The 15,013-nt window shown below is 73.2% G+C and carries 19 protein-coding genes and 1 pseudogene; 11 read left to right on the top strand and 9 right to left on the bottom strand.

All coding sequences use genetic code 11. The features are described from left to right. From G6R25_RS25230 to G6R25_RS31495, 9 genes and pseudogenes are all read left to right on the top strand, one after another. A pseudogene (locus G6R25_RS25230) lies at nucleotides 1-198 on the top strand (cytochrome P450); the annotation flags it as partial. A gap of 170 nt (nucleotides 199-368) precedes the next feature. Then, on the top strand, nucleotides 369-497 hold the full coding sequence (locus G6R25_RS28905) for a hypothetical protein (protein WP_268904138.1): 129 nt from the start codon (nucleotides 369-371) through the stop codon (nucleotides 495-497). Beyond that, nucleotides 494-739, top strand: a complete 246-nt coding sequence (locus G6R25_RS25225) for an FAD-dependent oxidoreductase (protein ID WP_205447101.1) — start codon at nucleotides 494-496, stop codon at nucleotides 737-739. The genes G6R25_RS28905 and G6R25_RS25225 overlap by 4 nt, the downstream gene beginning before the upstream one ends. Further along, on the top strand, nucleotides 736-894 hold the full coding sequence (locus G6R25_RS13385; RefSeq protein WP_161982945.1) for a hypothetical protein: 159 nt from the start codon (nucleotides 736-738) through the stop codon (nucleotides 892-894). The genes G6R25_RS25225 and G6R25_RS13385 overlap by 4 nt, the downstream gene beginning before the upstream one ends. A 46-nt stretch (nucleotides 895-940) precedes the next feature. Next, nucleotides 941-1,519 (top strand): hypothetical protein, encoded by a 579-nt coding sequence (locus G6R25_RS13380; RefSeq protein ID WP_163553224.1) that lies wholly within the window; start codon nucleotides 941-943, stop codon nucleotides 1,517-1,519. A gap of 47 nt (nucleotides 1,520-1,566) precedes the next feature. Next, nucleotides 1,567-2,436 (top strand): DUF4097 family beta strand repeat-containing protein, encoded by an 870-nt coding sequence (locus G6R25_RS13375; RefSeq protein WP_235948305.1) that lies wholly within the window; start codon nucleotides 1,567-1,569, stop codon nucleotides 2,434-2,436. Between the two features lie 199 nt (nucleotides 2,437-2,635). Then, on the top strand, nucleotides 2,636-3,520 hold the full coding sequence (locus G6R25_RS13370; protein WP_205447100.1) for an alkaline phosphatase family protein: 885 nt from the start codon (nucleotides 2,636-2,638) through the stop codon (nucleotides 3,518-3,520). Between the two features lie 101 nt (nucleotides 3,521-3,621). Continuing rightward, nucleotides 3,622-4,314 carry an MFS transporter gene (locus tag G6R25_RS31500; RefSeq protein ID WP_235948302.1) on the top strand — a complete coding sequence of 231 codons (693 nt, stop codon included), beginning with the start codon at nucleotides 3,622-3,624 and terminating at the stop codon, nucleotides 4,312-4,314. A gap of 217 nt (nucleotides 4,315-4,531) precedes the next feature. Further along, nucleotides 4,532-4,882, top strand: a complete 351-nt coding sequence (locus G6R25_RS31495; protein WP_235948300.1) for an MFS transporter — start codon at nucleotides 4,532-4,534, stop codon at nucleotides 4,880-4,882. On the opposite strand, the gene G6R25_RS31490 is transcribed toward G6R25_RS31495, so the two are convergent. Beyond that, nucleotides 4,867-5,340 carry a hypothetical protein gene (locus G6R25_RS31490; RefSeq protein ID WP_235948297.1) on the bottom strand — a complete coding sequence of 158 codons (474 nt, stop codon included), beginning with the start codon at nucleotides 5,338-5,340 and terminating at the stop codon, nucleotides 4,867-4,869. The two genes, G6R25_RS31495 and G6R25_RS31490, sit on opposite strands and share 16 nt — an antisense overlap. Here G6R25_RS31490 and G6R25_RS31485 point away from each other — a divergent pair. Beyond that, entirely contained in the window at nucleotides 5,339-5,917 is a 579-nt protein-coding gene (locus G6R25_RS31485; protein WP_235948295.1) for a TolB family protein, read from the top strand. The two genes, G6R25_RS31490 and G6R25_RS31485, sit on opposite strands and share 2 nt — an antisense overlap. A 13-nt stretch (nucleotides 5,918-5,930) precedes the next feature. On the opposite strand, the gene G6R25_RS13355 is transcribed toward G6R25_RS31485, so the two are convergent. After that, nucleotides 5,931-6,272 (bottom strand): nuclear transport factor 2 family protein, encoded by a 342-nt coding sequence (locus tag G6R25_RS13355; RefSeq protein WP_163553223.1) that lies wholly within the window; start codon nucleotides 6,270-6,272, stop codon nucleotides 5,931-5,933. Next, entirely contained in the window at nucleotides 6,269-6,934 is a 666-nt protein-coding gene (locus G6R25_RS13350; RefSeq protein ID WP_163553222.1) for a TetR/AcrR family transcriptional regulator, read from the bottom strand. Before G6R25_RS13350 ends, G6R25_RS13355 begins: the two co-directional genes overlap by 4 nt. 202 nt (nucleotides 6,935-7,136) lie before the next feature. On the opposite strand from G6R25_RS13350, the gene G6R25_RS13345 reads away from it, so the two are divergent. Further along, nucleotides 7,137-8,051, top strand: coding sequence for an FAD-dependent oxidoreductase (locus tag G6R25_RS13345; RefSeq protein WP_235948293.1), 915 nt, complete (start codon nucleotides 7,137-7,139; stop codon nucleotides 8,049-8,051). Between the two features lie 30 nt (nucleotides 8,052-8,081). On the opposite strand, the gene G6R25_RS13340 is transcribed toward G6R25_RS13345, so the two are convergent. The 6 genes from G6R25_RS13340 to G6R25_RS13315 form a co-directional block, all read right to left on the bottom strand. Next, nucleotides 8,082-9,023 (bottom strand): ParA family protein, encoded by a 942-nt coding sequence (locus G6R25_RS13340; protein ID WP_163553221.1) that lies wholly within the window; start codon nucleotides 9,021-9,023, stop codon nucleotides 8,082-8,084. Between the two features lie 363 nt (nucleotides 9,024-9,386). Then, nucleotides 9,387-10,331, bottom strand: coding sequence for a prephenate dehydratase (pheA, locus tag G6R25_RS13335; protein WP_163553220.1), 945 nt, complete (start codon nucleotides 10,329-10,331; stop codon nucleotides 9,387-9,389). Nucleotides 10,332-10,375: 44 nt separating this feature from the next. Continuing rightward, on the bottom strand, nucleotides 10,376-11,788 hold the full coding sequence (locus G6R25_RS13330) for a dihydrolipoamide acetyltransferase family protein (protein ID WP_163553219.1): 1,413 nt from the start codon (nucleotides 11,786-11,788) through the stop codon (nucleotides 10,376-10,378). A gap of 4 nt (nucleotides 11,789-11,792) precedes the next feature. Beyond that, nucleotides 11,793-12,779 carry an alpha-ketoacid dehydrogenase subunit beta gene (locus tag G6R25_RS13325; protein ID WP_163553218.1) on the bottom strand — a complete coding sequence of 329 codons (987 nt, stop codon included), beginning with the start codon at nucleotides 12,777-12,779 and terminating at the stop codon, nucleotides 11,793-11,795. Then, nucleotides 12,776-13,963: a pyruvate dehydrogenase (acetyl-transferring) E1 component subunit alpha gene (gene pdhA / locus G6R25_RS13320; protein WP_163553217.1), complete on the bottom strand. Its 1,188-nt coding sequence runs from the start codon at nucleotides 13,961-13,963 to the stop codon at nucleotides 12,776-12,778. Before pdhA ends, G6R25_RS13325 begins: the two co-directional genes overlap by 4 nt. A 785-nt stretch (nucleotides 13,964-14,748) precedes the next feature. Then, nucleotides 14,749-14,967: an ester cyclase gene (locus G6R25_RS13315; RefSeq protein WP_163553226.1), complete on the bottom strand. Its 219-nt coding sequence runs from the start codon at nucleotides 14,965-14,967 to the stop codon at nucleotides 14,749-14,751. Nucleotides 14,968-15,013: the final 46 nt, after the last annotated feature.

Here is a 15,013-nt window from a genome sequence, read left to right as displayed (position 1 = left end):
CCTGGATGCCCGCAACCAGCTAACCCAAGATCAAACAAATACCTGACCAGTTACGATCGTTCTACCCCGACGACTTCGACATCTACCCGCTACGCCTCGGTCGCCCCGGCGGCGCGCCATCTCGGCTTCGGCCACGGCCTCCACTACTGCCTCGGCGCTCCCCTTGCCCGCCTGGAAGCCGAGATCATGCTGACCTGACCGCCCCGGGTGCAGGACGAGCGGACGCCCTGTCTCAGGTGGTCGACCGCGATGGCGGCGGGAGTGCGATGGCCGTGGTGCGGTTCCGCGGAACACCATGATTGCTGGGGCTGCACCTGCTGCCTGGCGGGGAATCTCGATGCGGTGTTCATGGCGAAAGAGGGGACTGGGTGCTGGTCGTCGATCGGATCCCGCTCACCAAGGTGGGCAAGGTGTTCGAACCGGTGCTGCGGGTCGACGCCGCCCGCGTCCGGGATCTCCTCGGCCACTACGCGTTCACCACCCCGGACGTGCTGTGACGGCGCCGGTGGTCGTCGTCGGCGCGGGCCCGGTCGGGTTGACCGCCGCGCTGCTGCTGGCCCGCCGCGGCATCGAATGCGTGGTGCTGGACCGCCACCGGGCGCCCTACTCGCTCCCGCGTGCCGTGCATCTCGACGGCGAGGTGGTGCGCATCCTGCAGGAAGCGGGGCTGGCGGAGGAGTTCCGCTCACCCTGGACCTGGTCGACGCGGGCTCGACCGGACCCCGCATCGTCGCGGTGAGTCCGGCGAGCGAGGTGGGCCGATGGCTGACCGGAGTCCGGATCCGTGCCGTGCTCGTCCGCCCCGATCGGGTGGTCTGCGCGACCGCGCGGCGCACCACCGACATCGCCCGGTTGCTCGCGCATGCGACGAGCCAGCGGGCGTTCGCCGCCTGAGAATGCGGTCTTGCCTTTGACGTCTGAGTGACGCCATAATGGCGTCATGGACCTCGCGCCGTATGTCGAGAACCTTCGCCGGGAGCTCGCCCTCGCCGCGCAGGCGGGGGGTGCGGACGCGCTCGCGCTGGTCGGGCCACTGGAGTCGGCTGCCAGGCTTGCCCTGTTGGAGGCGCTGTCGGCGGCCGCGGATGAGATCACCCGCGAGCTGGCGCCGGGCTCGGTCGACGTGCGGCTGCGCGGCCGCGACCCCGACTTCGTCGTGACGCCGCCGCCGACGCTTCCGTCGGCCGAAAGTGACGTCATTCGTGACGTCAACCGTTCCGTCGGGGTTGGGCCGGCGGGTGGTCTGCCCGCCGAGTCCTCGCCCGGCGTCGTGGCACCGCCGCCCGTCGTGCCGGAGGGCGACGAGGGACGTACGTCGCGGCTCACGCTGCGCGTCCCCGAGCATCTCAGGCCACGCATCGACGAGGCGGCCGACCGCGAGGGATTGTCCGTCAACGCCTGGCTCGTGCGCGCCGTCGGCGCCGCGCTCGACCCCGGCGCCGTGCCCGGGAACCCCGCGTGCGGGGATCCCGGCAGCAGGGGCGGCGTTACAGCGGCTGGGTCCGCTAGAGCGGTGTGATCCGACTTTCCAGAACCCGGGCCGGCCAGTCAAAAAGGAGATGGACCATGCCGAGTTTCGACACCCCCGAACCGATCCTCGCCGTCATCGAACTGGGCGCCGGCGGCCTGCAGATCCGGGCGGGCGATCGCGCCGACACGGTCGTGCAGGTGCACCCGGCCGAGCCGTCCAGCGACGACGACGTGCAGGCTGCCCGGGAGACCACCGTCGAGTACTCCGACGGCCGGCCGACGATCCGGGCGCCGAGGAGGCGCCTGCGGTCCCTGTTCGGGTCCGGCGAGGCGGTCGAGGTGACGGTCGACCTGCCCGCGGGCTCGCGGGTCGACGCGACCGCCCCGGGAATCCGGGCGGCGGGCCGCCTGGGCGACTGCGCGGTGCAGGCCGCGCTCGGCGGCGTCGACCTTGACGAGACCGGCGACCTGCGGCTGAGAACCGCCGGCGGGGACGTCCGCGTCGGCCGCTGCCGGGGGCACGCCGACGTCGGGACCGCCAAGAGCGCGATCCGGATCCGGCGGCTCGACGGCACGGCGGTGATCCAGGCCGCGCGCAGCGACATCACCATCGGCGAGACGGCGGCGCCGGTGCGGCTGGCCAGCGGCGCCGGGTCCATCGACATCGACCGGGCGGGGGCGAGCGTCGATGCCACTTCCGGCTCGGCCGACATCCGCATCGGCGAGGTGGCGCGGGGCACGGTCAGCCTCGTGACCGGATCCGGCCGGCTCGACATCGGCGTGCGCGAGGGCCCGCTGCCCTGCTGGACCTCCGTACGGGCGACGGCACCGCGCGCAGCGACATGGACGCCGTCGACCGCCCCGCCCCGTCCGACGAGACCGTCGAGATCCGTGCCGTCTCCGGCCACGGCGACATCCTGGTCCACCGTGCCCAGCCCGGCCCCGTCCTCGGCGCCGGCGAAGTAGGCGGGACGGCCGGGCGGTGGTGCAGGTCAGCGCCGGGGGAAGGTTATGAGGGGGTGACACCACGGCGTCGCAGCGCCTTCGTCTGTTTGCCTCATCTTCCTCAGCACAGTACTGACCGTGGTCGGTCGGACCTCTAACCTGACGTGGATCTTCAGCGAGGGCTCGCGCTGATTCTTCTCCCGGCACCGGAGGTCTCACCTTGTCCGTTCTCACCCGTGTCCGGCGTCCGCGCCTGGCGCTGGGCTCCCTCGGCGCGGCCAGCCTGGCGGCAGCCCTGTTCGGAGTGTGGGTCGCCGCCCCCGCGCAGGCCGCGAGCCTGCCGACGCCCGACCACGTCGTCGTGGTGGTGCTCGAGAACCATGCCTACTCGCAGGTCATCGGATCCTCCAGCGCGCCGTACATCAACTCGCTGAAAAGTGGCGGCGCGAACCTCACCGCCTCCTATACGCTCACCCACCCCAGCCAGCCCAACTACGTCGCGCTGTTCTCCGGCGGCACCCAGGGCGTCACCGACGACAGCTGCTACACCCCGGGATTCAGCAGCGCCGCCAACCTCGGCTCCGGACTGATCGCCGCCGGCAAGACGTTCGGCAGCTACAACGAGGGCCTGCCGTCGGCCGGGTCGACGGTCTGCACGAACAGCTCCACCAAGTACGCCCGCAAGCACAACCCGTGGTTCGCCTTCAGTAACGTGCCGACGAGCACCGCGAAAACCTTCACGCAGTTCCCGACCGACTACTCGACGCTGCCGAAGGTCTCGTTCGTCGTCCCGAACCTGTGCAACGACATGCACGACTGCTCGGTCGCCACGGGCGACACCTGGCTGCAGAACAACCTCGGCGCCTACGCCACCTGGGCGAAGACCCACAACAGCGTGCTCGTGGTGACCTTCGACGAGGACAACAAGCAGAGCGGCAACCGGATCCCCACGGTGTTCTACGGCCAGCACGTCACCGCGGGCAGCAGCTCGTCGACGACCTACAACCACTACAACCTGCTGCGCACCCTGGAGGATCTCGGCGGCCTGACGACACACGCCGGCAACGCCTCGAGCGCTGTCGACATCACCGGCATCTGGAGCTAGCCACCCGTGTACGTCGCGGACGCCCGCACCATCCCACGCCGGCAGACCCGGGCACCGCCCCGGGCCTGCCGGCCCTGCCGAGTGCCGCCCTGCTGACCGCCGTGGCCCGGCCGTCGGTGCGGATCGCGCGGCGGGCCGTGCCCGCGACCGTGCTGGTCCTCGGCGCGGTCAGCCTCATCACCGACATCTCCGCCGAGATGGTCACCGCCGTGCTGCCGTTGTATCTGGTGACCGAGCTGGGGCTGTCCCCGCTCGGCTTCGGTCTGCTCGACGGCATCTACAACGGCGCCAGCGCCCTGGTCCGCCTCGTCGGCGGCCACCTCGCCGACCGCGGCCGGCGCTACAAGGCCATGGCGGCCGTCGGCTACGGGCTGTCCGCGCTGTGCAAGCCGGCGCTGCTGGTCGTGCACAGCCTGGCGGGGATCGGTGCGGTCCTGGCGGTGGACCGCACCGGCAAGGGCCTGCGCACGGCCCCGCGGGACGCGATGATCTCACTGGCCGCCCCGCCGGACGCCCAGGGCCGATCCTTCGGCGTGCACCGGGCTATGGACACCGCGGGCGCCCTGCTCGGGCCGGTCGTCGCGGTCGTGGTGATGCGTGCGGCCGCCGACGGGTTCGACGCGGTGTTCACCGTCAGTTGTTGCGTCGCGGCGATCGGGGTCGTCGTGCTGCTGCTGTTCGTACCCGGCCGCGCGGCTGAACCCACGGCGCCCTCGACGGCCGAAGCCGCGACGGCCGAAGCGAGCACGGGGCTGCGTCCCTGCCCGCCGCCGTGTCCCTGCGTGCCGCCGTGAGCCTGCTGGGCGACCGTGAGCTGCGCCGCCTCACCCTGTGCGCGCTGCTGCTGGGGCTCGCCACCGTCAGCGACTCGTTCCTCTATCTGATCTTGCAACGCGACCTGGACCTGTCTGACGAGTGGTTTCCCCTGCTGCCGCTGGGCACGTCCGCCTCGTTCCTGCTGCTGGCCGTCCCCCTGGGACGCGCCGCCGACCGGATCGGCCGCTGGGGGGGGTGTTTCTCGCCGGGCACGCCGGCCTGTTCGTGGCGTACGGGCTGCTGCTCGCCCCGGCGCGGGGCGCGGCGGTGGGCGTCGTCGTGCTCGTCCTGCACGGCGCCTTCTACGCGGCGACCGACGGGGTGCTCATGGCGGCCGCGGCCGGTTCGGTGCCGGCGCGGCTGCGGTCCAGCGGGCTGGCCCTGGTCCAGACGGGGCAGGCGGGCGCCCGCTTCGCCTGCTCGCTGCTGTTCGGCGCCGCCTGGACCGCCTGGGGTGCCCACACCGCCCTCGCCGCCGCCACCGCGGCGCTCGCGGGCTGCACCGTCGCCGTCGTCGCGGTGCGTCCCGGTCAGGTGGCGCGGTGAGCGTTCGCGCCCGTCTCGCCGTTCTCGCCGCGGTCGTGATGGTGCTGGCCGGGGTCGCCACCGCGGCCGTGGTGCACGCCGCCGGCCGGGCGGCGCAACGCGACCAGCAGCAGGCCGGCGGGCCCGTGATCCGGCCCGGCCGGGTCGTGCTCACCGCCCCGGCGAGCCCGCCGACGTCGGCGCCGACGTCCGGGGGGCGGCTGGTGTTTCGTTCGATGGTGTGGGGTCCGCACCGCGACGAGCTGGTCTCGGTGCCGGCCGCGGACCCGGCGGGGCCCCGCACCGCTTCCGGCGTGGACTGCCTGCGCTTCCACGCCGCCGGCGGCACCGGCATCTGCCTGCGCCGGGTGCCGGGCGTGGTGGGGGACAGCTTCCGGGCGGTGGTGCTCGACGCCGACCTGCGCGAGCGGCGCCACTACCCGCTCCACCCGGTCGCGGGTCTCGCCGAGCGGACGCATGGTGGCCTGGACCGTGTTCGTCAGCGGCGATTCGTACGCGGGCACCGCGTTCTCCACCCGCACGTCCATCCTCGACACGGGCACCTGGCGGCTGGACGGGAGCCTGGAGGACTACCGGATCGTCCGGGACGGCCGGACCTACCGCAGCCCGGACGTGAACTTCTGGGGGGTGACGTTCGCCGACGACGCCCACTTCTACGCCACGCTCGCCACCGGCGGGCAGACCTACCTCGTGCGCGGCGACGTCGCCGCCCGCATGGTCACCACCGTGCGGGCGAACGTCGAATGCCCGTCGCTGTCGCCGGACGGCACCCGGCTGGCGTTCAAGAAGCGGGTGGCGGGCCTGCCCGCGGACGCCCCCTGGCGGCTGACCGTTCTCGACCTGCGGACCATGCGCGAGACCGCGCTGACCGAGCGGCGCAGCGTCGATGACCAGGCGGTCTGGCTCGACGGCGGTACCCTCGCCTATTCGCTGCCCGGCGACTACGGCGGCGATCTGTGGGCCGTGCTCGCCGACGGCGGCGGCAGCCCGCGGCTGCTGACCACGGCGGCGCTGGCCCCCGCCGTGGTCAGCTGAGCGGACCGCCGGTTCAGGTGGACTTGCGGGGCAGGCTCCAGTAGTCGCGGTTGACGGCGATCTGGCCCTCGCGCAGCGAGCCGAAGGAGGATCCGCGGATGCCCGCCGGCTGCATGACCCACTCGATGGCGTAGGTGGCCCCGTCGGACAGGGTGGTCACGACGTCGTAGGTGGTGCCCGCCGTCTGGCTCAGCGCGTTGTCGATGAACGCCCGGGCCGCGTCGGTCCCGGTGGCGCCGTGGCCGGTCGGGACGTCCTCCAGCACGACGTCCGGGGTCAGGGTGGCCAGGATGGCGTCGGTGTCCTGCTTGTTCCAGCCGGCGAAGTAGTCGTCGATGACGGTGGTGTCGCTCATGTGCGTGACTCCTCTGTGAGGGCGGGCCGCGCCTGGCCCGCCGGGTCGATCCGGTCGGCGACGGGCGGCGCCGCCGGCACCGTCGCCAGCACCCGGCGCAGGGCGCGTTCGAGCGTCGAGAGGTCGTCCAGGCCCGGCCCGGTCATGCCCGCGGCGGCCAGGCTCGGATGCGTGCCCCCCGCCGCCATCAGACCCCGGGCCGCGAGCCAGCCGGTGAACAGCAGGTAGGTGGCGGTGAACAGCTCGACCGCCGCGGGTTCCGGCAGGCCGGCGCCACCCAGGATCGACAGCGCCGTGCCGGTCAGCCGGCCCGCTGCGGCGGAGGGCCGCGAGGCTGTCAGCGCCCGTATCCCCGTGCCGGGGTAGCGCCGGAACGCCTCGTCCATCGCCGTGACGAGCCCGACGTACTGGTCCACCCAGGGCGCGGCCGGATCGATCTCGATGCGGATGTCGGCGGCGACCGCCTCGACGACCCGGTCGGCCAGGTCCTCGCCGCCGCGCAGGTGGTAGTGCACCGCGGGCGGGGTGACGCCGAGCTCGTCGGCGACCGCGCGCACGGTCAGCCGGTCGAGCCCGCCGCGTTCCACCACGCGCAGCGCGGCGTCGAGCACGTCGCGCTGGGTCAGCGGCGCCGGCTGCGTCCCGCCGCGCCTGCGTGCCACCGGCCGCCTGCCTCTGGTTCGGATTCGTGGACCGTCTCGGACCTGTGGACCGCCCCGGGCTTCATTATGCCATAGTAAATCATTGCGGTCATGACCTGAGGGAGGCCGGAATGGACAGTGACGTCGTCGTCATCGGGGGCGGGGTGGGCGGCTGCGCGCTCGCGGCCCGCCTCCCGTGCCCGGAGCCCCGGGGATCATCGGCGTGGGCCATCCGGAGCTGCGCGAGGCGCTGGCCACGGCGGCGGCGAAGGCCGGCGCGACGGTCGTGCGCGGTGTCGGGCGTTCCACGGTGGACCCGGGGCCGGCACCGTCGGTCACCTACGAGCTCGACGGGGCGCACCACACCCTGCGCGCCCGGCTCGTCGTCGTCGCCGACGGCAAGAACTCCGCCACCCGCACGGCACTCGGCATCCCGATTGTGGTGACCACCCCGCGGGTGATGCTCACCGGGCTGCTGGTCGACGACGGCGGCGCGTGGGACCGGGCCGAGACGACACTCGACGTTGACGGGCGTAACCAGTACGTCGTCGTGCCCCGCGGCGCCGACCTGATCCAGCTCTACATCGCCCGGCACGCGGACGACCCCGAGCGGTTCAACGGGCCCGAGCGGGTGGCCCGCTTCCTGGCGGCCTACCGCTCGCTGGCGCTGCCGTGCCCCGACGCACTCGCCGAGGCCACCCCGGCCGGGCCGTGCGCGACCTTCCCCATGACCGACGCCTGGACCGACAACCCGCTGCGGCCCGGGATCGCGCTGCTCGGCGACGCCGCCGGCTGGAGCAACCCGGTCACCGCCCAGGGGCTGAGCATCACCCTGCGCGACACCCGGGTGCTCGCCGAGGCACTGCTCGACACCCCCACCTGGACCCCGCAGACGTTGCGCGGCTACGCCGAGGAACGCGGCGAGCGGATGGCCCGGCTGCGTTTCGCCACCGCGCTGACCGATCTGCTGTCCGCGTTCGGCCTGCCCGACCGGGCGGCGAAGCGCCGGCGGATGACGAGACTGCTGCGCCAGCAGCCGGAACTCGGCGCCGCCCTCGGCGCCGTCCACGCCGGTCCCTGGACGCCACCCGCCGAGGCGTTCTCCCCGGACATCCTCACTACCCTCGCCCTCGCCTGACCCGCTCGGGGACTCAGCCGGTCGGGGAACTCAGCCGGTCGGGCGGGCGCCTGCGGCCAGGCGGCGCAGGAACTCCTCGACCACGTCGATGAGCTCCCCGACCACCTCGCCGGGCACGTCCGGGTTGAGCACGGCCGGCAGCTCGCTTTCGGCCGCGTCGGCGAAGCTGCGGGTGCTCAACCGGACCATCGACTCGAACATCGGGACCCCCAGGCTGGCGGCCTGCTGGATGTGGGGCCGCAGGAAGCTGGTCGGCTGCCCGCGGTAGTACTGGACCATCATGAGCACGACGCCGAGCACGTGCGGCTCGAGGCGTTTTGCCGCGGGATGCACGCCGGACTGCAGGTCCGCAACCCGGTTGTACTCCCAGACGTAGCGGCGCAGCTTGCCGAGCAGATGCTCGATGCCGAGCGCGGAGAAGTTGTCCGGGCGGGCCGGGATGAGCACGTGGTCGCAGGCGGCTATCGCGGCGCGCGTCATCACCCCGAAGTGCGGCGGGCAGTCGATGAGGACCAGGTCGTAGTCCTGCATCCCGGGGGAGGCGAGCCCGGTGGCGAGGCGTTGGTAGACGTCGAAGTAGTGGCGGGTGGACCGGTGCGCCTGCGCGCCGCCGAGGTGGGCGGCGAGGTTCATCTCGATGTCCCCGAGAGACAGGTGCGAGGCGAGCAGGTCCAGCGTGCCGCCGCGTTCGGCGACGGCGGCGGCCGGCGGGTTGGTCACGTAACTCGCCAGCGGCGGCGCCATGGTCTCCGGCCGCCACGACTCGAACCAGGCCTTGACGGTCCGGCGGTGCTCAGCAAGCTCGGTGCGCCAGACCTCCGGCTGGTAGAAGGAGAAGGTGAGGTTCGCCTGCGGATCCAGGTCGATCAGCAGGACGCGGCGGCCCAGCCGGGCGATGGCGGCGCCGATGTTCGCGGTGAGCGTCGTCTTGCCCACCCCGCCCTTGTAGCTGGCGATCGCCACCACCTTCACCGCGTCCTCGCTCCCGGTCGTGCGTCCCGCCCGACCGCGCGGTGACGTCTGCTCGTGCGTCGTCGGACCCGGCAGTGCTCCGTGTTCGGCCCACACGCAGACTACGGCTGTCGCGGAATCGTCTCCGTGGCCCGGGAAAAACAGTGCCGCGCCGGCCCGGGCGCCGGTCCGTCCCGGCCGGCGGGGTGGCCGAATCGGGCGATGCGGCCGCCGCCCGCGGGGGCGGCGTCGAGGCGCTCGCGAGGCCATCCGGGGGGCGTCGGGCGCCGCGCGCGACGACCCGTCCCGGCGGTGTGGAACCGGCGTAGACAGGCCCCTTACGGCCGGTGGGCCGGCCGGATCGGGCACCCCTACGCCGGTCGATCACGGCTCCCGATCGTCACCACGGCCATCCAGACAGCGGGAAAGCCAGTCGGCCGCCACGCGGAACTCGTGGTCCGACACCTGCGAGCGCACGGACCCGGCCACGCCGTCGGCCCGTGGATACGACCCGAGGAACCGCACCTTCGGGCAGATCCGGTACAGCCCCATCAGGGCCTCACCGACCCGGCGATCGCTGGCATGCCCCTCCGCGTCGATGGAGAAGCAGTACTGGCCGAGGCCCTCCCCGGTGGGCCGGGACTCGATCCGCATCAGGTTGACCCCGCGCACGGCCCACTCCTGCAGCAGCTCCAGCAGCGCGCCCGGGTGGTTCTCGGTCAGCCACGCCACCGCGGACGTCTTGTCCGCCCTGGTCGGTGCGGCGATGTGGCCCGGGCGGCGGAGCAGGACGAAGCGGGTTGTGGCGTCGGCGGCGTCGTTGATGTCGGTCACCAGCGCCTCCAGGCCGTAGAGGCGTCCGGCGAACTCTCCGGCGAAGGCGCAGTCGAAGCGTCCGTCGCGCACCAGGCGGGCCCCTTCGGCGTTGGAGGCGGCCGACTCCCACTCGGCGTGCGGCAGGTGCGTCGCGAGCCAGCGGCGCACCTGGGCCTGCGCAACCGGATGGCCGGTGACCGTCTTGACGTCCTCCAGGGTGGTGCCCGGCCGCACGAGCAGGGCGAAGCTGATCGGCAGCAGCACCTCCCGGTAGATCATCAAGGGGTGTCCGGTGGCGAGCTCGTCGAGCGTGGTGGTCACGGCGCCCTCGACGGAGTTCTCGATCGGCACCAGCGCGCCGGCCGCGTCGCCGCTGCGCACCGCGTCCAACGCCGCCGTCACGGAGGCGGAGGGCACCAGCTCGGCGCTCGCCGCCTCCGGCAGCGTCTGGAGCGCGACCTCGCTGAAGGTCCCCTCGGGGCCGAGGTAGGTGTAGCGGGCCTGGGCAGGCAAGTCAGGCCTCCTAGGACCGGATCGGGTGTTGCGGGCGGGGGTGCTCAGAGGTGGCGCAGCAGCGGGGTGGGGTCCTCGACGGCGTCGGCGACGAAGCGCAGGAACGCGCCGGCGGTGGCGCCATCGCAGACCCGGTGGTCGAAGGTGAACGACAGCTGCACGACGCTGCGCACGGCCAGCGCGCCGTCCACCACCCAGGGCCGGGAGACGATCCGGCCGACGCCGAGCATCGCCACCTGCGGGTGGGCGATGATCGGGGTGGAGCCGTCGACGCCGAAGACGCCGTAGTTGTTCAGCGTGAACGTGCCGCCGGTCAGCTCGGCCGGGGTGAGCCGGCCGACGCGGGCGGCCGCGGTCAGCCGGGTGAGCTCGGCGGACAGCCGGGCCGTGGTCATGTCCTCGGCGTGATGCACCACGGGCACGGCCAGGCCGCGCGGGGTCTGCGCGGCGAACCCCAGGTGGACGCCGTCGTGGCGGCGCACGCCGGTGGCGCGGCCGTCGGCGTTGGTGACGACGGAGGAGTTCAGCTCGGGCGCGCGCAGCAGGGCGGCGACGCAGACGCGGGCCAGGATGGCCAGCAGCCCGATCCGTGGCTCGGCGCCGCCGGCGTTGAGGGCGTCGCGGGCAGCGAGCAGGCCGGTGGCGTCGGCGTCGACCCAGCAGGTGGCGTCGGGAACCTCGCGCCGGCTGCGGGTGAACATCTCCGCCGCCCGCCGCCCGATCGCGTCCAGGGAGACGATGGTCGCGTCGGACTCGGCGAGGTGCGGCGCGGGGGCCTGCGGGTCCCCGACGGCGGCCTCGACGTCGCGGCGCATGATCAACCCGTCGGGGCCGGTGCCGGACAGCGTCTGCAGGTCGACGCCGTTGTCGCGGGCGAGGCGGCGCACGAGGGGTGACACGACCGCGACCGCGGTCCGCGAGGCCGACCCCGCCGACCCCGCCGGCTCGGATGAGCCTGCCAGGCCGGACGTTCCCGCCAGGCCGGACGTTCCTGCCAGCCCGGATGATCGGGACGGCCCGGAGGGCATCGCCGGGCGCGGGGTCGGGATGGTGGCGCCGACCCGTCGGCGGCGCGGCCGGGCAGGCTCGGTACTGACGCCGTAGCCGACGAGGATGTTGCCCGAGCCTGACCTGGCGCCCGCGGCCGACGCCGGGGTCGATCCGGCGGCCGGCGGGGAGCCGGAACCGGCGGCTGAGGCGACCGGTGCCTGGTCGTCGACGGCGACCGTGATCAGCGCGGCGCCGACGGGGACGCTGGTGCCGGCGGGGCCGGCCAGCGAGGTGACGACCCCGGCGTAGGGGCAGGGGACCTCGACGACGGCCTTGGCCGTCTCCACCTCGGCGACGGGCTGGTCGACGGTGATGACGTCCCCGACGTCGACGAACCAGCGGACCACTTCGGCGGAGGTCAGACCCTCGCCGAGATCGGGAAGGGCGAAGGCGCGTACCGCGGCCACGGGCTCACTGCTCCCACTGGAGTCGGGCGACGGCGTCGAGGATGCGGTCGACGCTGGGCAGGTGGTGCTTTTCGAGCATGGGTGGGGGATAGGGGATGTCGTAGCCGGTGACCCGCAGCACGGGCGCGGCGAGGTGGTGGAAGCACCGCTCGGTGACCCGGGCGGCGATCTCCGCGCCGACGCCGGCGAAGCCCGCGGCCTCGTGGACGACGACGGCGCGGCCGGTGGCGCGCACCGCCGTGCAGACCGTCTCGTCGTCGAACGGCACCAGCGAGCGTAGGTCGACGACCGCGAGATCCCAGCCTTCGGACCGCGCGGCGGCCGCCGCCTCCAGGCAGACGGGCAGCGACGGGCCGTAGGTCAGCAGGGTCGCCGAGGTGCCCGGTCGGCGCACCATGGCCCGGCCGATCGGTGGCACCTGGGCCGTCGAGACCTCGGCCGGCGAGAAGTCCACCGCTGACCAGTAGAGCCGCTTGGGTTCCAGGAAGACCACGGGGTCGTCGGAGGCGATCGCCGAACGCAGCAGCCCGTAGCTGTCAGCGACGGTGGCCGGCGTGACGACGTGCAGGCCGGGGGTGTGTGCGTAGTACGCCTCGCTGGAGTCGCTGTGATGCTCCACGCCGCCGACGCCGCCGCCGTAGGGCACCCGGATGGTGATCGGCAGGCCCATCTGCCCACCCGTGCGGTTGCGCATCTTCGCCACGTGCGAGAAGACCTGCTCGAACGCCGGATAGGCGAAGGCGTCGAACTGCATCTCCACGACCGGCCGCAATCCGTACATCGCCATGCCGACGGCGGTGCCGAGGATGCCCGCCTCGGCCAGCGGCGTGTCCAGGCAGCGTTGCCTCCCGAACTCGGCGGCCAGCCCATCGGTGACCCGGAACACCCCGCCGAGCGCGCCGACGTCCTCGCCGAGGACGTGGACGTTGGCGTCCGCGCGCAGCGAGTCGCGCAGCGCCGCGTTGAGGGCGGCCACCATGGTCGTGCTCATCGGGCCTCGTCCTCGTCCTCGTCCTCGGCGGCGTCGGCGTACGCGTCCGCGTCGCGGCGCGCCGCGAGCTCCGCGGCCTGCTCGCGCAGCTGGCTGGTCGGCGTGGCATAGACGTGGGTGAACAGGGAGTCGGGGTCGGGATCCGGCGGGTTGTCGAACTGGGCGCGGATCTCGGTGGCGAGGTCCTCGGCCGCCCGCGCGGTGGCAGCCACACCCGCGTCGTCGAGCAGCCCGGCGGCGCGTAGATGCCGCTCCAGCAGCGTCAACGGGTCGCGGGCCCGCCAGGCGTCGACTTCGGCCGCGCTGCGGTAGCGGGTCGCGTCGTCGGCGTTGGTGTGCGCGTCCAACCGGTAGGTGATGGCCTCGACGAGCACCGGCCCGCGTCCCGACCGGGCGTGTTCGACCGCCGCGGACAGGACGCTGTGCATCGCCAGCGCGTCGTTGCCGTCGACCAGGCGGCCGACGATGCCGTAGCCGACCGCCTTGTGGGCGAGCGTCGGCGCCGCGGACTGGCTGGCCAGCGGCACGGAGATCGCGTAGCCGTTGTTCTGGACCAGGAACACCACCGGCGCGCCCAGGACCCCGGCGAAGTTCAGCGCCTCGTGGAAGTCGCCCTCGCTGGTGCCGCCGTCGCCGACCAGGGCGAGCGCGACCAGTTCCTCGGCCGTCTCGGGATCCGCCGCCGCGCGCAGACGGGCGGCATGGGCCAGGCCCACCGCGTGGGAAGCCTGGGTGGCCAGCGGTGTCGACAGCGGCGCGATCCGGTGCTCGTACGGGTCGTAGCCGCTGTGGGCGTGCCCGCGCATCAGCGTCAGCGCGTCCACCGGCCGGACGCCCCGGGCGACCACCGCGAGGGTGTCGCGGTAGCTCGGGAACAGCCAGTCCTGCTCCCGCAGCACCATCGACGCGGTGATCTGGCAGGCCTCCTGGCCGGTGGACGCCGGGTACACGGCGAGCCGGCCCTGCCGGGTCAGCGTCGTGGCCTGCTGGTTGAAACGGCGGCCGAGGACCAGCCGGCGGTACAGCTCGCGCTGCAGTTCGGTGTCGAACATCTTCGCCGCCGGTGTGCCGAGGATGCGCACCGGCTCGGGATCGGGCAGTAACGGCGCGGGGTCACGGCGCGGGCCGTGGGAGTTCGGGGGCCCGACGAGGCCGGGTGCGGTGCTGTCGTCGAGGACGGTCATGGGCCACCTTCGGGACTCGGTGGTGGAATGGGGGTGACGGCGGCCTGCCTCGAGCCGGCCCCGCCCCGGGTGGGCCCGCCCGAACGCCCCGCGTCGCGGTGGTGGTGACCGCGGCGAATCCCGGCGGGAACCTCAGCGGCGGCCGGGCGGCACCGGGACGCCGATTCCCACCGCTGGGAGGCGGTCGCGGGCAGCCACGATCATTCCGATCGCAGCGGTGTCGGCGGCCGCTGCTGGTGCGTCTCGGCCTGGGCCTGGACCTCGGCCTGGGCCTGGGCCTGCGTCACGGTGTGCGGTCCGGCCCGAGGTGCTCCGGTTCGCCGGCAGGCCCGGGTCGGGCGCCGTCGGTGGTCACGATCCGTCTCCGCTCACCTACTTCACTCTGGGTGGGCTCCGGCGCATTGCCGGAGTCCGTATCCACGCTGTGGCCGCCTCTGCGATCGATTTTCCACCGCCCGCCGCCACTTGGATCGTGGCGATAATCACCTTGGGTTGACTGTGGGGCGGGATTTGTTGCGCGACCAACCTTCTACGTCGTGTAGAAATGAGGTTGCCGGCTTGGCCGCTGCTGCCGAGATGGGGGCGGATCGGCAATTACGGTGGCTGACGACCGAGCCCTCGAAGAGGTTAGATTCCCAGGTGTCAGCGGAACGCTGGTTTAAATCCACCGGTCATTGACGTGGACGGGAGATAGCCGCTTCGTGGCCCCGAACCGCCACCGGGCATGAGGCAGGAATGCGGCCACATCCAGTTTGTCGTCGGCGCACCCGCGGCGCCGGGCGGAATCAGCCGAGCGCGCCGGTCTGTTGCAGCAGCGTCAGCGCGTCGGCGAGGGACCAGCGCTCGAACATCAGCCCATCCCGGTAACGGGTGAGGTCCATGACGGCGAATTCGACCGGCTTACCGGACGGGGGCACACCGAACCATTCGCCGGTGTGCCGGCCGCGGAAAACCTTGTGGGTGGAGACGAGGTCTCCCTCGCCGAGGCAGTGGAGCCGAGGCAGTGAGCCTTTCCCGGTAACGTTTCGTCGCTTTGCGTGACATCAATGT

The sequence above is a fragment of the Candidatus Frankia alpina genome (assembly GCF_902806485.1).
In the GTDB taxonomy this organism is placed as follows: Bacteria; Actinomycetota; Actinomycetes; order Frankiales; family Frankiaceae; genus Frankia; species Frankia alpina.
The sequence above is the reverse complement of the archived record's forward strand: the minus strand, read 5'-3'. Positions and strand labels throughout refer to the sequence as shown.